General features: G+C 61.2%; 12 protein-coding genes. 11 read left to right on the top strand and 1 reads right to left on the bottom strand.

Features of this window, described 5'->3' with window-relative positions:
* Positions 1–288 precede the first annotated feature (288 nt).
* Positions 289–1665 carry an L-serine ammonia-lyase gene (locus ABDX87_RS16220; RefSeq protein ID WP_346828800.1) on the bottom strand — a complete coding sequence of 459 codons (1377 nt, stop codon included), beginning with the start codon at positions 1663–1665 and terminating at the stop codon, positions 289–291.
* Positions 1666–2141: 476 nt separating this feature from the next.
* Between ABDX87_RS16220 and ABDX87_RS16215 the strand changes: the two genes are divergently transcribed.
* From ABDX87_RS16215 to ABDX87_RS16165, 11 genes are all read left to right on the top strand, one after another.
* On the top strand, positions 2142–3089 hold the full coding sequence (locus ABDX87_RS16215) for a choline ABC transporter substrate-binding protein (RefSeq protein ID WP_346828799.1): 948 nt from the start codon (positions 2142–2144) through the stop codon (positions 3087–3089).
* Between the two features lie 64 nt (positions 3090–3153).
* Positions 3154–4002, top strand: a complete 849-nt coding sequence (gene choW, locus ABDX87_RS16210) for a choline ABC transporter permease subunit (RefSeq protein ID WP_346833536.1) — start codon at positions 3154–3156, stop codon at positions 4000–4002.
* On the top strand, positions 3999–5180 hold the full coding sequence (gene choV / locus ABDX87_RS16205) for a choline ABC transporter ATP-binding protein (protein ID WP_346828798.1): 1182 nt from the start codon (positions 3999–4001) through the stop codon (positions 5178–5180). The genes choW and choV overlap by 4 nt, the downstream gene beginning before the upstream one ends.
* Before the next feature lie 272 nt (positions 5181–5452).
* On the top strand, positions 5453–6046 hold the full coding sequence (betI, locus tag ABDX87_RS16200) for a transcriptional regulator BetI (protein WP_346828797.1): 594 nt from the start codon (positions 5453–5455) through the stop codon (positions 6044–6046).
* Between the two features lie 77 nt (positions 6047–6123).
* Complete coding sequence (gene betB, locus ABDX87_RS16195) at positions 6124–7596, top strand: betaine-aldehyde dehydrogenase (protein ID WP_346828796.1); 1473 nt, start codon at positions 6124–6126, stop codon at positions 7594–7596.
* A gap of 174 nt (positions 7597–7770) precedes the next feature.
* A complete protein-coding gene (gene betA / locus ABDX87_RS16190) occupies positions 7771–9474 on the top strand; it encodes a choline dehydrogenase (protein WP_346828795.1) in 1704 nt (567 codons plus the stop codon).
* A gap of 761 nt (positions 9475–10235) precedes the next feature.
* Positions 10236–11678 (top strand): TldD/PmbA family protein, encoded by a 1443-nt coding sequence (locus ABDX87_RS16185; RefSeq protein ID WP_346828794.1) that lies wholly within the window; start codon positions 10236–10238, stop codon positions 11676–11678.
* The gene (locus ABDX87_RS16180; RefSeq protein WP_346828793.1) at positions 11678–13003 is read left to right on the top strand and encodes a TldD/PmbA family protein; all 1326 of its coding nucleotides are present in this window, start codon (positions 11678–11680) and stop codon (positions 13001–13003) included. Before ABDX87_RS16185 ends, ABDX87_RS16180 begins: the two co-directional genes overlap by 1 nt.
* A gap of 219 nt (positions 13004–13222) precedes the next feature.
* Positions 13223–14665, top strand: coding sequence for a multidrug transporter subunit MdtD (gene mdtD / locus ABDX87_RS16175; RefSeq protein WP_346828792.1), 1443 nt, complete (start codon positions 13223–13225; stop codon positions 14663–14665).
* A 248-nt stretch (positions 14666–14913) separates the two neighbouring features.
* Entirely contained in the window at positions 14914–16293 is a 1380-nt protein-coding gene (gene dbpA / locus ABDX87_RS16170; protein WP_346828791.1) for an ATP-dependent RNA helicase DbpA, read from the top strand.
* 155 nt (positions 16294–16448) lie between these two features.
* Positions 16449–17627 carry an NAD(P)/FAD-dependent oxidoreductase gene (locus ABDX87_RS16165; protein WP_346828790.1) on the top strand — a complete coding sequence of 393 codons (1179 nt, stop codon included), beginning with the start codon at positions 16449–16451 and terminating at the stop codon, positions 17625–17627.
* The last annotated feature ends 443 nt before the right edge of the window (positions 17628–18070 follow it).

Genomic DNA, 18070 nt, shown 5'->3' with positions numbered 1-18070 from the left:
TGAGGGTTCAGTATCCGGGGCGTCCCCACCTACGCTTTCGTGAGCAAGCTCACTCCCACAGTGGATCTGTGGCACACATTACACTCGCGGACGCCTCAAACTCTATGGGGGTGAGCTTGCTCCCACAGCGTATGCGCTGTGCATTACCTTCGCGGACACCTCAAATCCTGTGGGAGTGAGCTTGCTCCCACAGCGGATGTGCTGTGCATTACCTTCGCGGACGCCTCAAATCCTGTGGGAGTGAGCTTGCTCACGAAGGCGTCGGAACCAGCGCCGCCGAGTCCTGGGTCAACACTCCACCGCACTGACCGCCAACCCACCGCGCGAAGTCTCTTTATATTTGTCATGCATGTCAGCGCCGGTGTCGCGCATGGTGCGAATCACCCGGTCCAGCGAGATGAAGTGATTACCGTCACCACGCAACGCCATCTGTGCGGCATTGATCGCCTTCACGGCGGCAATGGCATTGCGCTCGATGCAAGGCACTTGAACGAGGCCACCGACCGGGTCGCAGGTCAGGCCCAGGTTGTGTTCAAGGCCGATTTCGGCGGCGTTGCACAATTGCGCCGGAGTCGCACCGAGAATGTCCGCCAGCCCCGCCGCTGCCATGGCACACGCCGAACCTACTTCACCCTGACACCCCACTTCGGCGCCTGAGATCGAGGCATTCTTCTTACACAGGATGCCGATCGACGCTGCACCCAGGAAATAATCCACCACGTTGGCTTCGCTGACTTCATCGCTGAATTTGACGAAGTAATGCAGCACCGCCGGAATGATCCCCGCCGCGCCGTTGGTAGGCGCCGTGACCATGCGCCCGCCCGCCGCATTCTCTTCGTTAACGGCAAGCGCGAACAGGTTGACCCACTCCATCGCATTCAAGGTCGAGCCGATCACGTTCGGCTTGCCCAGCTCCTGAAGGCTGCGATGCAGGCGTGCTGCGCGGCGACGCACGTTCAGGCCGCCCGGCAGAATGCCTTCGTGCTTAAGGCCGTGCTCCACGCACTCCTGCATGGCGCGCCACAACCGCATCAGCCCGGCACGAATTTCCTCTTCGCTGCGCCAGACCTTCTCGTTCGCCATCATCAGCTCCGAAACACGCAGGCCGTGTTTCTCGCACAGCATCAACAGCTCATCGGCACTGGAAAAATCGTAAGGCAGGACGGTGTTATCCATGTCCAGCACACCGCTGGCCGCCTGCGCTTCATCGACAACAAAGCCGCCGCCCACTGAGTAGTAGGTGTCACGATGCAGCTCGCCGCTCGCATCGAAGGCGGTCAAGGTCATGGCGTTGGGATGAAAGGGCAGGTTTTCGTCGATCAGCTGCATGTCGCGCTGCCAGACGAACGTGATCGGGTGATCGCCGTTGAGCTTCAGGGTGTCGGTTTCACGCAGCTCGGCAATGTGCTGACCGATCAACGTCGGGTCGATTGCGTCAGGCCATTCGCCCATCAAGCCCATGATCACTGCGTTGTCGCTGCCGTGCCCGACGCCGGTCGCTGACAGTGATCCGTACAGACGCACTTCAATGCGCGAAACCGACGCCAACTGGTCGCGTTCACGCAGGCCTTGAACGAACAATGCCGCTGCGCGCATCGGCCCCACGGTGTGAGAACTGGAAGGGCCGATACCGATCTTGAACAGGTCGAACACGCTGATAGCCATTAACCGCAAACCTCCGCAAAACAGGGTTTCCGGCACGCCAGGCGGCCGGCGACGGAACTGCTACGCTCAAGCTGCTATCCGTCGAGATGGCGGCATCATCAGCCTTTTATCTCGAAGGCCGGCGTCTCACACCGACCCACTCTTGTCCACAAACGTCGCGGCTACGCAGAAGCCTCCAGGAGCACATCCTCCAGAAGAAGAGCCACTGTTTTCGACACTTTTTGCCGCATCGACACTCGAAAACCATTCGGCGACCGGGGAAAAAATCTGTAAGCGACGTCACTGACACTGGATACGACCCCCTCTGTACTGGTTACGACGCGCCCTGTAGGCGTTTGTTTTTCCCTGTTACATGATCGTTGTCGACTCGATCGCCAGACGCAGTGATAGAGCTGTTTTCCCACTTGACTCGCCGACACCCAAAAACGCGTCAGCCCTGACTGATGACGAGAAGAAAACACCTAAGGAGTCCAACCATGAAAGGTTCACACAAGCTATTGCTGGGCGTTGCGCTGAGTCTGCCCTTGCTGGCCCAGGCTGCAGAGCCCGAGGCGTGCAAGACAGTCAATTTTTCCGATGTAGGCTGGACCGATATCACCGCGACCACCGCCACCACTAGCGTCGTTCTTCAGTCACTGGGCTACAAAACCAAGACCACCATGATTTCCGTACCGGTGACCTATAAGTCGCTGGCCGATGGCAAGAACATGGACGTGTTCCTCGGCAACTGGATGCCGACCATGGAAAACGACATCAAGGCTTACCGCGACGCCGGCACCGTTGAAGTGGTGCGCACCAACCTCACAGGCGCCAAATACACACTGGCCGTACCGCAAGCGCTGTACGACAAAGGCCTGCATGATTTCGCCGATATCGCCAAATTCAAGAAAGAACTCGACGGCAAGATTTACGGCATCGAGCCTGGCAACGACGGCAACCGTCTGATCCAGAGCATGATCGACAAAGACGCATTCGGCCTGAAAACCGCGGGTTTCAAAGTCGTTGAATCGAGCGAAGCCGGCATGCTTTCCCAAGTGGATCGTGCCGCCAAGCGCGACACCGCCGTGGTGTTCCTGGGCTGGGCGCCGCACCCGATGAACAAGCGCTTCAAGATCCAGTACCTGACGGGCGGTGACGACTTCTTCGGCCCTGATTTCGGTGCCGCGACCGTGGCCACCAACACGCGCAAAGGTTACACCCAGGAGTGCAGCAACGTCGGCAACTTGCTGAAGAACCTGCAATTCACCGTCGACATGGAAAGCGAGCTGATGGGCAACATCCTGGACGACAAGATGAAGCCTGAAGCCGCCGCCAAGGCGTGGCTGAAGAAGAACCCTCAAGTACTCGACACCTGGCTGGCGGGTGTCACCACAGTGGACGGTAAACCTGGCCTGGAAGCCGCAAAAGCCGAGCTGACGAAGTAACTCGACACGCAGGCGGGTTCGCCCGCCTGTTGTCCTCTTTTCATCCCGCACGCGGACAATCGATATCATGCTGACTGATCATAAAATCCCCCTAGGCCAGTACATCGCAGGCTTTGTCGAATGGCTGACCCAACACGGCGCCAGCACCTTCGACGCCATTGCCTCGTCACTGGAAACCATGATCCACGGACTGACCGCCGGTCTGACCTGGTTCAATCCTTTTGTCCTGATCGGCCTGATTGCTCTGCTTGCACACTTCATTCAGCGCAAGTGGGGCCTGACCGCCTTTGTCGTCATTTCCTTTCTGCTGATCCTGAACCTGGGGTATTGGCAGGAAACCATGGAAACCCTCGCCCAGGTGCTGTTCGCCACCCTGGTCTGTGTGGTGATTGGCGTGCCGCTGGGCATTGTTGCCGCGCACAAGCCGATGTTTTACACCTGCATGCGTCCCGTCCTCGACCTGATGCAGACGGTGCCGACGTTCGTTTACCTGATTCCAACCCTGACCCTCTTCGGGCTGGGCGTGGTACCGGGTCTGATTTCGACGGTGGTGTTCGCGATTGCCGCACCCATCCGACTGACCTACCTGGGCATCTGCGATGTCCCGCAAGAACTCCTCGACGCCGGCAAGGCCTTCGGCTGCTCCCGTCGTCAATTGCTGTCCCGAATCGAACTGCCCCACGCCATGCCTAGCATCGCGGCCGGTATCACCCAGTGCATCATGCTGTCGTTGTCGATGGTGGTGATCGCAGCACTGGTTGGTGCCGACGGCTTGGGCAAACCTGTGGTCAACGCACTGAACACTGCTGATATCGCACTGGGCTTCGAAGCAGGCCTGGCGATCGTATTGCTGGCGATCATGCTCGACCGTATCTGCAAACAACCCGACGCTAAAGTGGGGGCCGACGCATGAGCATCATCAAATTCGACCAGGTAGACGTCGTCTTCTCCAAAGACCCGCGCGAGGCTCTCAAGCTGCTGGATCAGGGCCTGGCGCGGCCAGAAATCCTGAAGAAAACCGGCCAGATCGTTGGCGTGGAAAAAGCCAGCCTGGAAATCAACAAAGGCGAAATCTGCGTGCTGATGGGCCTGTCCGGCTCGGGTAAATCCAGCCTCCTGCGCTGCATCAACGGCCTGAACACCGTTAGTCGCGGTTCGCTGTTCGTCGAGCACGAAGGCAAGCAGATCAACATCGCCAACTGCACCCCGGCCGAGCTGAAAATGATGCGCACCAAGCGCATCGCGATGGTGTTCCAGAAGTTTGCCCTGATGCCGTGGCTGACCGTTCGCGAGAACATCAGCTTCGGTCTGGAAATGCAGGGTCGCCCCGAGAAAGAACGTCGCCAGCTGGTGGACGAGAAACTCGAATTGGTGGGCCTGACCCAATGGCGTAACAAGAAGCCTGACGAGCTGTCTGGCGGCATGCAGCAACGTGTGGGCCTGGCCCGCGCGCTGGCGATGGATGCCGACATTCTGCTGATGGACGAACCGTTCTCCGCCCTCGACCCGCTGATCCGCCAGGGCCTGCAGGATGAACTGTTGGCGCTGCAGAAGAAACTGAGCAAGACCATCGTGTTCGTGAGCCACGACCTGGACGAAGCCCTCAAGCTCGGCACCCGCATTGCGATCATGAAAGACGGCCGGATCATCCAGTACAGCGTGCCGGAAGAGATCGTGCTGAACCCCGCCGACGAATACGTGCGGACCTTCGTCGCGCACACCAACCCGCTCAACGTTCTGTGCGGCCGCAGCCTGATGCGCCCTATCACCGATTGCACCCGCATCAACGGCTCGCAAGTGTGCCTGGACCCGGGCGACGATTCCTGGATCGACCTGGCAGAGGGCAACCAGATCAAAGGCCTGCGTCAGCACGGCGCGGCGGTTGACCTGCAAAGCTGGGAGCCTGGCCAGTCGGTCGAAAACCTGGGTCGCAAGCCAACCGTGGTGCACTCTGACATCGGCATGCGTGAAGCGCTGCAGATCCGTTACCACACCGGCAACAAGCTGGTGCTGCAAGAGAACAACAAACTGGTCGGCATCCTGGGCGACAGCGAGCTGTACCACGCGTTGCTCGGTAAAAATCACGGCTAAAAGCACGACCTGATCGTCCCCACGCTCCGCGTGGGAACGCATCCCGGGACGCTCCGCGTCCCACGGCATGACGCAGAGCGTCAGGGGCGGCATTCCCACGCAGAGCGTGAGGAACGATCAGAGCCCTTATCTCAGGCTTCAGAACACGGGGTTTTCGGTGCTTTCCGCGCGCCCATGGTTTTTTGTTGATTGAACGTTCAATTAAAAAGCACTAGACTGGAGGCCGTTTTTCAGTCTTTCACGATCACCCGGCGAGCCACGGAGACTCACAGATGCCCAAGGTCGGTATGCAACCCATTCGTCGTCAGCAGCTGATTCAGGCCACGCTTTCGGCCGTCGATCAGGTCGGGATGGGCGATGCGAGCATCGCGTTGATCGCCAAACTGGCGGGTGTCTCCAACGGCATCATCAGTCACTACTTTCAGGACAAGAACGGCCTGATCGCAGCGACCATGCGCCACCTGATGAATGCACTGATCATCAACGTTGCCGAACGCAGACAGGCACTGACCGACGACAGCCCCAGGGCGCATCTGAAAGTCATCATCGAGGGCAACTTCGATGCCAGTCAGGTCAACGGCCCGGCCATGAAAACCTGGCTCGCGTTCTGGGCCACCAGCATGCATTCGCCGTCGTTGCACCGGTTACAGCGCATCAACGATCACCGCCTGTATTCCAACCTGTGCTGCCAGTTCCGCCGCGTGCTGCCACTGGACGACGCACGCACTGCGGCTCGCGGCCTGGCGGCATTGATCGATGGATTGTGGTTGCGCGGCGCGCTTTCCGGCGATGCCTTCGATACCGAACAGGCGCAACAACTCGCCTACGAATACATGGATTTCCAATTGGCAAAAGCGGCGCGCTGACACAGCCGCCCGACAACGACCGGCACTGCGCTCAGCGCACTCGGTCACCGTCATTCACAGACAACTGCGAGGACTTTATGGCCCGTTTCGAATTGCAAAAACTCTACATTGACGGTGGTTACGTCGACGCCAGCAGCGACGCGACCTTCGAAGCCATCAACCCGGCCAACGGCGAGGTGCTTGCCAAGGTTCAACGGGCCAGTCAGGCCGACGTGGAGCGCGCTGTCGTCAGCGCTGAAAAAGGCCAGAAAATCTGGGCTGCCATGACCGCCATGGAGCGTTCGCGCATTCTGCGTCGCGCCGTCGATATCCTGCGCGAGCGCAACGATGAGTTGGCCGCGCTCGAAACCCTGGACACCGGCAAAGCGATCTCCGAAACCAAATACGTCGACATCGTGACCGGCGCGGATGTGCTGGAGTACTACGCCGGTCTGGTCCCGGCGATCGAAGGCGAACAGATCCCGCTGCGCAGCTCTTCTTTCGTTTACACCCGCCGCGAGCCACTGGGCGTCACGGTCGGCATTGGCGCGTGGAACTACCCGATCCAGATCGCCCTGTGGAAATCCGCACCGGCATTGGCGGCTGGCAACGCAATGATCTTCAAGCCGAGCGAAGTCACCTCGCTGACCACGCTGAAACTGGCGGAGATCTACACCGAAGCCGGTTTGCCCGACGGCGTGTTCAACGTGCTGACCGGCAGCGGCCGCGAAGTCGGCACATGGCTGACCGAGCACCCGCGCATCGAGAAAGTCTCGTTCACCGGCGGCACCGACACCGGCAAGAAAGTCATGGCCAGCGCCTCCAGTTCGTCGCTCAAGGAAGTGACCATGGAGCTGGGCGGCAAGTCGCCGCTGATCATTTTCGACGACGCCGATCTGGATCGCGCCGCCGACATCGCCATGATGGCCAACTTCTACAGTTCCGGTCAGGTCTGCACCAACGGCACGCGGGTGTTTGTGCCGAGCGCACTCAAGTCGGCCTTCGAAGCGAAGATTCTGGAACGCGTGAAACGCATCCGCGTCGGCAACCCCGAAGATGACAACACCAACTTCGGCCCGCTGGTGAGCTTCGCGCACATGGAGAGCGTGTTGGGCTACATCGCCAAAGGCAAGGAAGAAGGCGCGCGCCTGTTGGTCGGTGGCGATCGCTTGACCGACGGCGAATTCGCCAAAGGCGCCTTCGTTGCGCCGACCGTGTTCACCGACTGCAGCGACGACATGACCATCGTCAAAGAAGAGATCTTCGGCCCGGTCATGAGCATCCTCAGTTATGAGTCCGAGGACGAAGTGATCCGCCGCGCCAACGACACCGAAATGGGTCTGGCCGCCGGCATCGTGACCAAAGACCTGAACCGCGCCCACCGCGTGATTCACCAACTGGAAGCCGGTATCTGCTGGATCAACGCCTGGGGCGAGTCCGACGCCAAAATGCCGGTCGGCGGCTACAAGCAATCGGGTGTGGGCCGTGAGAACGGGATCAGCTCGTTGGCGCAGTACACGCGCATCAAATCGGTACAGGTCGAGCTCGGTGATTACGCGTCGGTGTTCTAAACCCGGCCTTACGCCTTGACCCGATCTCTGTAGGAGCAGTCGGAGGTTACGACGGCCGCGAAAGCGGTGTGTCAGATAAACCGCTTCGCGGCCGTCGTAACCTCCGGCTGCTCCTACAGGAGATTGAGTCAACAGCCTTTTCCCTGATCACCTTCTGAAGAGGGAGCATTCTCAATGTCCCAGGAATTCGACTACATCATCATCGGCGCCGGCTCTGCCGGTAACACCCTAGCAGCCCGTCTCACCGAAGACGCGGGCGTCACCGTCCTGCTGCTCGAAGCCGGCGGCCCGGATTACCGCGCCGACTTCCGCACCCAAATGCCTGCCGCGCTGGCGTTTCCGCTCCAGGGCCGTCGCTACAACTGGGCTTACGAAACCGAGCCCGAGCCGCACATGAACAACCGCCGGATGGAATGCGGTCGTGGCAAGGGCCTGGGCGGCTCGTCGCTGATCAACGGCATGTGCTACATCCGTGGCAACGCGATGGATTATGACGGCTGGGCGAAATTGCCCGGTCTGGAAGAGTGGACCTACCTCGACTGCCTGCCGTACTTCCGCAAGGCTGAAACCCGCGACATCGGCCCGAATGACTACCATGGCGGCGATGGCCCGGTCAGCGTGACCACGCCCAAAGCGGGTAACAATCCGCTGTTCGCCGCGATGGTGGAAGCCGGTGTCCAGGCGGGTTATCCACGCACCGAAGACCTCAACGGCTACCAGCAGGAAGGCTTCGGCCCGATGGATCGCACGGTCACCCCGTTCGGTCGTCGCGCCAGCACCGCCCGCGGCTATCTGGACGAAGCCAAGAAGCGCTCGACCCTGACCATCGTCACCCACGCGCTGACCGATCGCATCCTCTTCGAGGGCAAGCGCGCCGTGGGCGTGGCGTACCTGGTCGGCGACAGCGACACACGCGTCGAAGCCCGTGCGCGCAAGGAAGTCTTGCTGTGCAGCGGCGCGATTGCCTCGCCGCAAGTCCTCCAGCGTTCCGGCGTCGGCCCTGCCGCGCTGCTGAACAAGCTCGACATTCCGGTGGTTCATGACCTGCCGGGCGTGGGTGAAAACCTCCAGGACCACCTGGAGATGTACCTGCAGTACGCCTGCAAGGAACCGGTCTCGCTGTACCCTTCCCTGCTCTGGTGGAACCAGCCGGCCATTGGTGCCGAGTGGATGTTCTTGGGCAAAGGTATCGGTGCCAGCAACCAGTTCGAGGCCGGTGGTTTCATTCGTTCGCGTGAAGAATTTGAGTGGCCGAACATTCAGTATCACTTCTTGCCGGTGGCGATTAACTACAACGGCAGCAAGGGCGTGAAGGAGCATGGTTTCCAGGCCCACGTCGGTTCGATGCGCTCGCCGAGCCGCGGCCGCGTGCAGCTGAAGTCCAAGAACCCGCGTGACTACCCGAGCATTCTGTTCAACTACATGGCCACCGAGCAAGACTGGCAGGAGTTTCGCGACGGCATCCGCCTGACCCGCGAAATCATGCAGCAGCCTGCGCTGGACAAGTACCGGGGTCGCGAGATCAGTCCGGGCATCGACGTGCAGACCGACGAGCAGCTTGACCAGTTCGTCCGTGAACACGCGGAAACGGCGTATCACCCGTCCTGCTCGTGCAAGATGGGCACGGATGACATGGCCGTGGTTGACAGTGAAGGCCGTGTGCACGGGGTGCAAAACCTGCGTGTGGTCGATGCCTCGATCATGCCGATCATCACCACCGGCAACCTGAATGCGCCGACGATCATGATCGCCGAAAAAATCGCCGACAAGATCCGTGGTCGCGCGCCGCTGCCACGCAGCACCGCCAAATACTACGTGGCGGGCGATGCGCCGGTGCGTGGCAAGCCGATGCGTGAAGCTGCCCAAACTGCGCATTGAGCCAACCGCTCGCTTCCCGGGACAGAACCCTAACCCTGCGGGAGCGAGCTTGCTCGCGAATGCATCGGCGCTTCAGCATTGAGGGTGGCTGACACGACGCATTCGCCACCGTCGTAACCTCCGGCAGCTCCCACAGACAGTGCGTGACACACTGGATTTCCTCTGACGCGAGGCCCGCTCAGCGGCGAATTTCTGACTGCTGAGCATTATCCTGTGGGAGCGAGCTTGCTCGCGAATGCATCGGCACTTCAGCATTGAGGGTGGCTGACACGACGCATTCGCCACCGTCGTAACCTCCGGCAGCTCCCACAGAGAGCCCGTGACACACTGGATTTCCCCTGACGCGAGACTCGCTCAGCGTCGAATTTCTGACTGCTGAGCGGAATCCTGTGGGAGCGAGCTTGCTCGCGAATGCATCGGCACTTCAGCATTGAGGGTGGCTGACTCTACGCATTCGCCACCGTCGTAACCTCCGGCAGCTCCCACAGAGAGCCCGTGACACACTGGATTTCCTCTGACGCGAGACTCGCTCAGCGGCGAATTTCTGACTGCTGAGCGGAATCCTGCGGGAGCTGCCGGAGGTTACGGCAGCGTCGAATTTCTGGTTGCTGAACATTTTCCTGTGGGAGCTGCCGGAGGTTACGACGGTGGCGAAGAGGTCGGCACAGCCTATGCAAACCCTTCTTAGCTCCCCGCCCGAACGCTCAAGCGCGCTATGATTCGGACCATTGCCTGTCCGAATCGCCAAGGAGCCTTCCTGCATGTTCGACTTCTCCGCTCAACTCAAGCAGCGCTTCGCCGCCCTGCAGAGCAGCGCCCAGTTTTTCTCCCTGCGCTATGTCAAACAGACCAGTCAGCACCTGTCCGTGCGCAAGAACGTCGCTGAACCCCCGCAACTGAGCACCGATGAAGGCGCGATGCTCACCGTGCGCATTCAGGGCGTCGAAGCCTATGCGGCCACCAACGACCTCTCGCAACAGGGTCTACAGACCGCGCTGGAACGGGCCGAAACGCAGGCCCGCCTCCTCGCCCCGCACTCGCTGCTCGACCTGCGCGAGCAGGCGGTCGCGACCAGCCGCGCCGACTACCTCTCACCCAACCTGACCAGCGCCTTCCCGTCGCTCAGCGATTGTTACGCCTTGCTCGGCAGCGAATCCGCGTCCGTGCCCAAGGACGATCGTCTGGTGAACTGGCAAGTCAGCCTGGGGCTGGAAAACGTCGAGCAGATCTACCTCAACAGCGCCGGCGCCGAGATCCGTCAGGCTCAGCGTTTTGTATTCCCCGGCCTCAGCGTCACGGCCTATGACGGCAAAGACAGCCAGACCCGCAGCCTGGGTCGCGAGAACTTCGGCCAGCAAGGCGGCGCGGAAGTCATCACCTCGTGCGGCATCATTGGCGCGGCGGCCAACGTCGCCGATCAGGCGTTGCAGTTGATCCTGGCGCCCAACACCCCAAGCGGCCCCCGCGACCTCCTGCTGACACCGGACCAGATGATCCTGCAAATCCACGAGTCCATCGGCCATCCGCTGGAACTGGACCGGATCCTCGGCGACGAGCGCAACTACGCCGGCACCAGCTTCGTCAAAGCCAGCGACTTCGGCAGCCTGCAATACGGCTCGAGCCTGCTCAACGTGACCTTCGACCCAGAGATTCCCGAGCAACTGGCGAGCTATGGCTATGACGACGACGGCACACCCGCCAGCAAGCAGTTCCTGATCAAGGACGGCATCCTCGAACGCCCACTGGGTGGCGCGCTGTCGCAATACCGCTCCGGCATGGAAGGCGTTGCCAACAGTCGCGCCTGTAGCTGGAACCGGGCGCCCATCGACCGCATGGCCAACCTCAACATCGAGCCGGGCGATCAATCGATGGCGCAACTGATCGGCGGTATCGAGCACGGCATCCTGATGAGCACCAACCGCTCGTGGTCGATCGACGATGCGCGCAACAAATTCCAGTTCGGCTGTGAATGGGGTCAGTTGATCGAGAATGGCGAGCTCAAGGGCGTGGTGAAGAACCCAAACTACCGCGCCATTTCAGCGCAGTTCTGGCGCAACCTCAGCGCCGTCGGCGACGCGAGCACCTTCAAGGTCCTCGGCACGCCGAACTGCGGCAAAGGCGAGCCCAACCAAGTAGTGCGCGTCGGCCATGCCTCGCCCGCCTGCGTGTTCGCCAACGTCGATGTTTTCGGAGGTGACGCCTGATGTCCCATCAAGCCCGATTCAATGCCCTGGCCGACTGGCTGCGCGGCGCCGTCACGCCTCAGGAACGCTTCACCCTGAGCTACAACGCCGAGGCGTCGGATTTCATTCGGTTCAACCACGCCAAGGTGCGCCAGGCAGGTCATGTGCAGCAAGCCAGTCTGCACTTCAAACTGATCGAAGACGGTCGCCACGCCGACCTGAACCTGACGCTGTCCGGCGACGACGCTGTGGACCGTCAGCGTCTGGGCGAAGCGCTGCACCAGCTGCGCGAAACCCTGACGCTGCTACCGGTCGACCCTTATCTGCTGCTCAACGACGATGCCTGGCAGAGCAGCAATATTCAGGACGCGGCGTTGCCCGACAGCGCACATGTGGTCGAACAGATCGCACAACTGGGCGAAGGCCTGGACCTGGTCGGCATCTACGCCGCCGGACCGATCTATCGCGGATTCGCCAGCTCCAGCGGCGCGCTGGGTTGGCATCAGGCGAACAGCTTCAACTTTGACTGGAGCCTGTTCCACGAAAACGGTCAGGCCGTGAAGGCCAATTACGCGGGTCACGCGTGGGACGACGTGGCATTCGCCAGACGCTTCGCCCTCGCCCGCGAGCAGCTTGAGTTTCTGGGGCAACCATCGCACCCGCTGCCGCCAGGCCAGTACCGGGCTTATCTGGCACCTGCGGCGCTGGAAGAAGTCATGGGCATGCTGTGCTGGGGCGGTTTCTCCGCGCAGTCGCTGGCGGACAAGACCAGTCCGCTGCAGCGCCTCTATGACGGTCACGGGACGCTGAATCCGTTGGTGAGCCTGGATGAGCAGGTCACGGGCTCGTTGTCGCCAGCGTTCTCGGGTGAAGGGTATCCACGCGCCGACCTGTCGCTGGTGGTCGAGGGGGTTGCGAAGGATCGTCTGATCGACTCACGCAGCGCGGCCGAGTACGGCCTGACCGCCAACGGCGCCGGCTGGGGTGAGTCGCCCAGCGCGCTGAGCATGAACGGCGGCTCGTTGGCCCTGGACGATGTGCTCAAGGAGCTGGGCACTGGGCTGTACATCAGCAACCTGTGGTACCTGAATTTCTCGGACCGCACGGCCGGACGCATCACCGGGATGACCCGCTTTGCGACGTTCTGGGTCGAAGACGGCAAGATCAAGGCGCCGGTGAGTACCATGCGCTTCGACGACAGTCTTTTCAGCCTGCTGGGCAGCGCGCTAGAGCAATTGACGACTGAAAGGGAACTCATCCTGTCGGCGAGTACCTACAGTCAACGTCAGACGGCCTCGAACCTGCTGCCGGGCGCGTTGGTGAGCAGGCTGACGTTGACGTTGTAACGTATCGGGTTGCCTGACACTCCGCTGTCAGGCTAATACCACAAATCCTGTGGGAGTGAGCTTTCTCACGAATGCTGGCGATCAGACAGCAGAGATGTGGCGGATATAACGGCCTCTTCGTGAGCAAGCTCACTCCCACAGGGATCTCGGCCTGACCCTTTGGATCTGCCACATGCCGGATCCATCGCGCGATAAAACCATAAGGAACTCGAACTTCACATGCCGACCTCGACGCCGCCACTGGACGCCCGAACCCTGCGCTGGATGCCTTGGGTCATCGCCATTGCCTTTTTCATGCAAAGCCTGGACGGCACGATCCTTAACACCGCGCTACCGTCCATGGCCCGTTCGCTGTCTGAAGACCCGCTGCGCATGCAGTCGGTGATCATCGCCTACATGCTGACGATTGCCTTGCTGATTCCGGCCTCGGGCTGGATTTCCGACCGGTTCGGGATCAAGCGCATTTTCTTCAGCGCCATCCTGCTGTTCAGCTTCGGCTCGCTGCTGTGTGCGGCTGCCAACTCCCTCGGCATGCTGGTCGCTGCTCGCGTGGTTCAGGGTCTGGGCGGTGCTCTGATGATGCCAGTGGGCCGGTTAATTGTGCTGCGCGCTTACCCACGAACCGAGCTGGTGCGCACCCTCAGTTTCATCACCATGCCGGCCCTGCTCGGCCCGTTGATGGGCCCGACCGTGGGCGGTTGGCTGGTGGAATACCTGAGCTGGCACTGGATCTTCCTGATCAACATTCCGGTCGGCCTCCTCGGCTGCTTTGCCGTGCGCAAGTTCATCCCGGATCTACAGGGCGGCGGGCGCACACGTTTCGATCTGGTGGGGTTTGCGCTGTTCGGCGCGTCGATGGTGCTGATCACCATCGCCCTGGAAGGCCTGGGCGAACTGCGTCTGCCGCATTTGCGCGTGGTGATGCTGCTGTTCGGCGGAATGGCTTGCCTGGCCGCGTACTGGCTGCGCGCCGGGCACGTGGAATCGCCGCTGTTTTCGGCCTCGCTGTTTCGCACCCGAAGTTTCGCCGTCGGCATCATGGGCAATCTGTTTGCGCGGCTGGGCAGCGGTGCGCTGCCCTTTCTCGTGCCATTGATGCTGCAAGTCGCGCTGGGTTACTCGCCCTCCCACGCCGGGATGAGCATGATCCCGCTGGCGCTGGCGGCGATGTTCGCCAAACCCTTGGCCACGCGGGCGATCGAGCGCCTGGGGTATCGCATCGTCCTGACCGGCAACACGTTGCTGCTCGGGATCCTGCTGGCGAGCATGGCGCTGGTCGATGCCGACACGCCGTACTGGGTATTGCTGATTCATCTGGCGTTTCTGGGCGGTGTGAACTCGCTGCAGTTCTCGGCGATGAATGCCGTCACGCTGATCGATCTCGATGACGCCAGTGCAGCCAGCGGCAACAGTTTGCTGTCGGTGGTGGCTCAGTTGTCCCTGAGCCTGGGCGTAGCCTGCGCGGCCGCATTGCTCGGCGGGTTTACGGACGATGTCGCGACCGGCGAGGTCAGCAGCGTGCTGGGTGCCTTCCAGCTGACGTTCCTGTGCGTGGGCGTGCTGGCCATGCTGGCGGCGTCGATCTTTCTGCAGCTCTCACCGCGCATGCCGCCAGAGAATCCACCGCGCAAGCCACAGACCGAGCCGGAAATCGAGGCGTGAAGCGGTCCGCTGGCTAAGCGCGGATCCACTGTGGGAGCGAATTCATTCGCGAAAGGCCGGTCCATCCGACCCGTGCCTATTCGCCTTGAAACTTTTCGCGAATGAATTCGCTCCCACAGGGAATCGGTGGTTACAGGAAAAACGCGAAAGACGAACCGCCCGATTCCCCACCATTTATCGCCCGCGCCCCCAAGGCAGGGCCCGCGACCTGATACACTGCGCGACATTTTGTTTTGCAGGCCACCCTTGTGACTAACACCGCGTTCAATTCACTGCCCCTTTCCGCTGCCATGCTGGCTAACCTGGAATCCCTTGGTTATGCCGAGATGACGCCGATTCAGGCGCAGAGCCTGCCGGTGATGCTCAAGGGCATGGACCTGATTGCCCAGGCCAAAACCGGATCCGGCAAGACAGCGGCCTTCGGTATCGGCCTGCTGAACCCGATCAATCCGCGCTACTTCGGCTGCCAGGCACTGATCCTGTGCCCGACCCGCGAGCTGGCGGATCAGGTGGCCAAGGAAATCCGTCGTCTGGCCCGCGCCGAAGACAATATCAAGGTCCTGACCCTGTGCGGCGGCGTGTCCTTCGGCCCGCAGATCGGCTCGCTGGAGCACGGCGCGCACATCATCGTCGGCACGCCGGGTCGTATCCAGCAGCATTTGCGCAAAGGCTCGCTGGTGCTGGACGGCCTGAACACGCTGGTCCTCGACGAAGCCGACCGCATGCTCGACATGGGTTTCTACGACGCGATCGCGGACATCATCGAGCAGACCCCGGAGCGCCGTCAGACGCTGCTGTTCTCCGCCACCTACCCGGTCGGCATCAAGCAACTGGCGTCCAAGTTCATGCGCGACCCGCAGACCGTGAAGGTCGAAGCGCTGCACGCCGACAGCCAGATCGAGCAGATCTTCTACGAAATTTCCCCTGAGCAGCGCCTGGAAGCGGTGGTGAAGGTCCTCGACCATTTCCGTCCGCAGTCCTGTGTGGCGTTCTGTTTCACCAAGCAACAGGTTCAGGAAGTGGTCGATCACTTGACCGCCAAAGGCATGTCGGCCGTGGGCCTGCACGGTGACCTGGAGCAGCGTGATCGCGATCAGGTGCTGGCGATGTTCGCGAACCGCAGCACCTCAGTGCTGGTTGCGACTGACGTGGCGGCCCGCGGTCTGGACATCGACGCACTGGACATGGTGATCAACGTCGAGCTGGCCCGAGATTCAGAAATCCACATTCACCGCGTCGGCCGTACCGGTCGCGCAGGCGAAACCGGCATCGCCGTCAGCCTCGTCGCACCGGGCGAAAGCCAGCGTGCGCGCGCCGTCGAAGAACTGCAGAAAGCGCCGCTGAACTGGCAGCAGTACGACCAGCTCACCCGCAAGGAAGGCGGCAAGCTGCTACCACCGATGACGACCCTGTGCATCGGCTCGGGCCGTAAGGACAAACTCCGTCCGGGCGACATCCTGGGCGCGCTGACGGGCGAAGCGGGTGTGCCGGGCACTCAGGTCGGCAAGATCGCGATTTTCGATTTCCAGGCTTATGTGGCGGTCGAGCGCAGCATCGCCAAACAGGCGCTGGAGCGTCTGAACAACGGCAAGATCAAAGGCAAGTCGTTGCGGGTGCGGATTTTGTAAGCCCCCGAAATGATCGTTCCCACGCTCTGCGTGGGAATGCCGTGCTGGATGCTCCGCGTCCGGGCGACGCGGAGCGTCGCAAAATGCGTTCCCACGCAGAGCGTGGGAACGATCAGGCCTTCTGACACACCACCGATTCTCCTGAGGACACCGCTTTGCCCGTTACTGACGTTGTGATCATTGGCGCTGGCGCCGCAGGTTTGATGTGTGCGTTCACCGCAGCCAATCGTGGCCGCAAGGTCATGCTGATCGATCACGCCAACAAGCCGGGAAAGAAAATCCTCATGTCGGGCGGTGGCCGCTGCAACTTCACCAACATGTACACCGAGCCCGCCAACTTCCTCTCGCAGAACCCGCACTTCTGCAAATCCGCGCTTGCCCGCTACACCCAGTGGGATTTCATTGCGCTGGTCGGTAAACACGGTGTGCCGTACCACGAGAAGAAGCTCGGCCAGCTGTTCTGCGACAACAAGTCCAGCGACATCCTCGGCCTGTTGCTCAGCGAGTGCGACGACGCCGGCGTCAGCCTGCACATGGATACGTCGGTCCAGACCATCGAGAAAACCGAGACCGGCTACCTGCTGAGCACCACATTGGGTGACATCAGCTGCGAGTCGCTGGTGATCGCCACGGGTGGCCTGTCGATTCCGACACTGGGTGCCACGGGCTTCGGCTATCAGGTCGGCAAGCAGTTCGGTCACACGCTGCTGCCGACACGCGCAGGCCTGGTGCCGTTCACCATCACCGATCAGCTCAAAGAGCTGTGCACCGAGCTGACCGGCACTTCGGTGGACTGCCTCGTGAGCTGCAACGACGTCAGTTTCCGCGAGAGCATCCTGTTCACCCATCGTGGTTTAAGCGGTCCGGCGATCCTGCAGATTTCTTCGTTCTGGCATCCGGGTGACGCCGTGGAAATCAACCTGATGCCCGATCACGACGCCCACAGCTGGTTGACCGAGCAACAAGCCGAACGCCCCAACAGCGAACTGAAGACCCTGCTCGGCGAGCTCTTCACCAAGAAGATGGCCAACCTGATTGCAGAACAGTGGTTCGTCTCCAAGCCGATGAAGCAGTACACCCACGCCGAACTGGCCGACATCGCTAACAAACTGTCGAGCTGGCAGGTGGTTCCGGCAGGTACCGAAGGCTATCGCACGGCTGAAGTGACGCTGGGCGGGATAGACACGCGGGAATTGTCCTCCAAAACCATGGAGTCGCTGAAATCGCCGAAGCTGTACTTCATCGGCGAAGTGCTGGACGTCAGCGGTCATCTGGGCGGCTTCAACTTCCAGTGGGCCTGGGCGTCGGCGTATGCGGCGGCGCAGTACGTCTGAGCCTGATAGCCTCCGGCAGCTGAATGCCTCCAAAGGTTCTCGACGGCATCACGCGGTCTCTGTGGGAGCAATCCGAGGTTACGAGGGTCGCGAAGAGGCCCGCACAGTCACTACACCTCTGGCAGCTGAAAGACCGCATTCGCCACCGTCGTAACCTCCGGCAGCTCCCACAAGGTTTATACGGGCAAGCTCCCACGGGGTTTGTGCCGGGCGGTATCCATCGCGTCACGCGGTCCCTGTGGGAGCAATCCGAGGTTACGAGGGTCGCGAAGAGGCCCGCACAGCCAACACCCCTCTGCCAGATGAAAGTCCGCATTCGCCACCGTCGTAACCTCCGGCAGCTCCCACAAGGTTTGTACCTGGCAAGCTCCCACAGAGTTGTCGGATACTTCCACAGGGTTTGTGCCGGGCACCCACAGGATTTGCCGGGCGGTATCCATCGC

The organism is Pseudomonas abietaniphila (assembly GCF_039697315.1).
GTDB lineage: Bacteria > Pseudomonadota > Gammaproteobacteria > Pseudomonadales > Pseudomonadaceae > Aquipseudomonas > Aquipseudomonas abietaniphila_B.
Note: the sequence above shows the minus strand (reverse complement) of the source record. Positions and strands in the feature narration are given on the sequence as shown.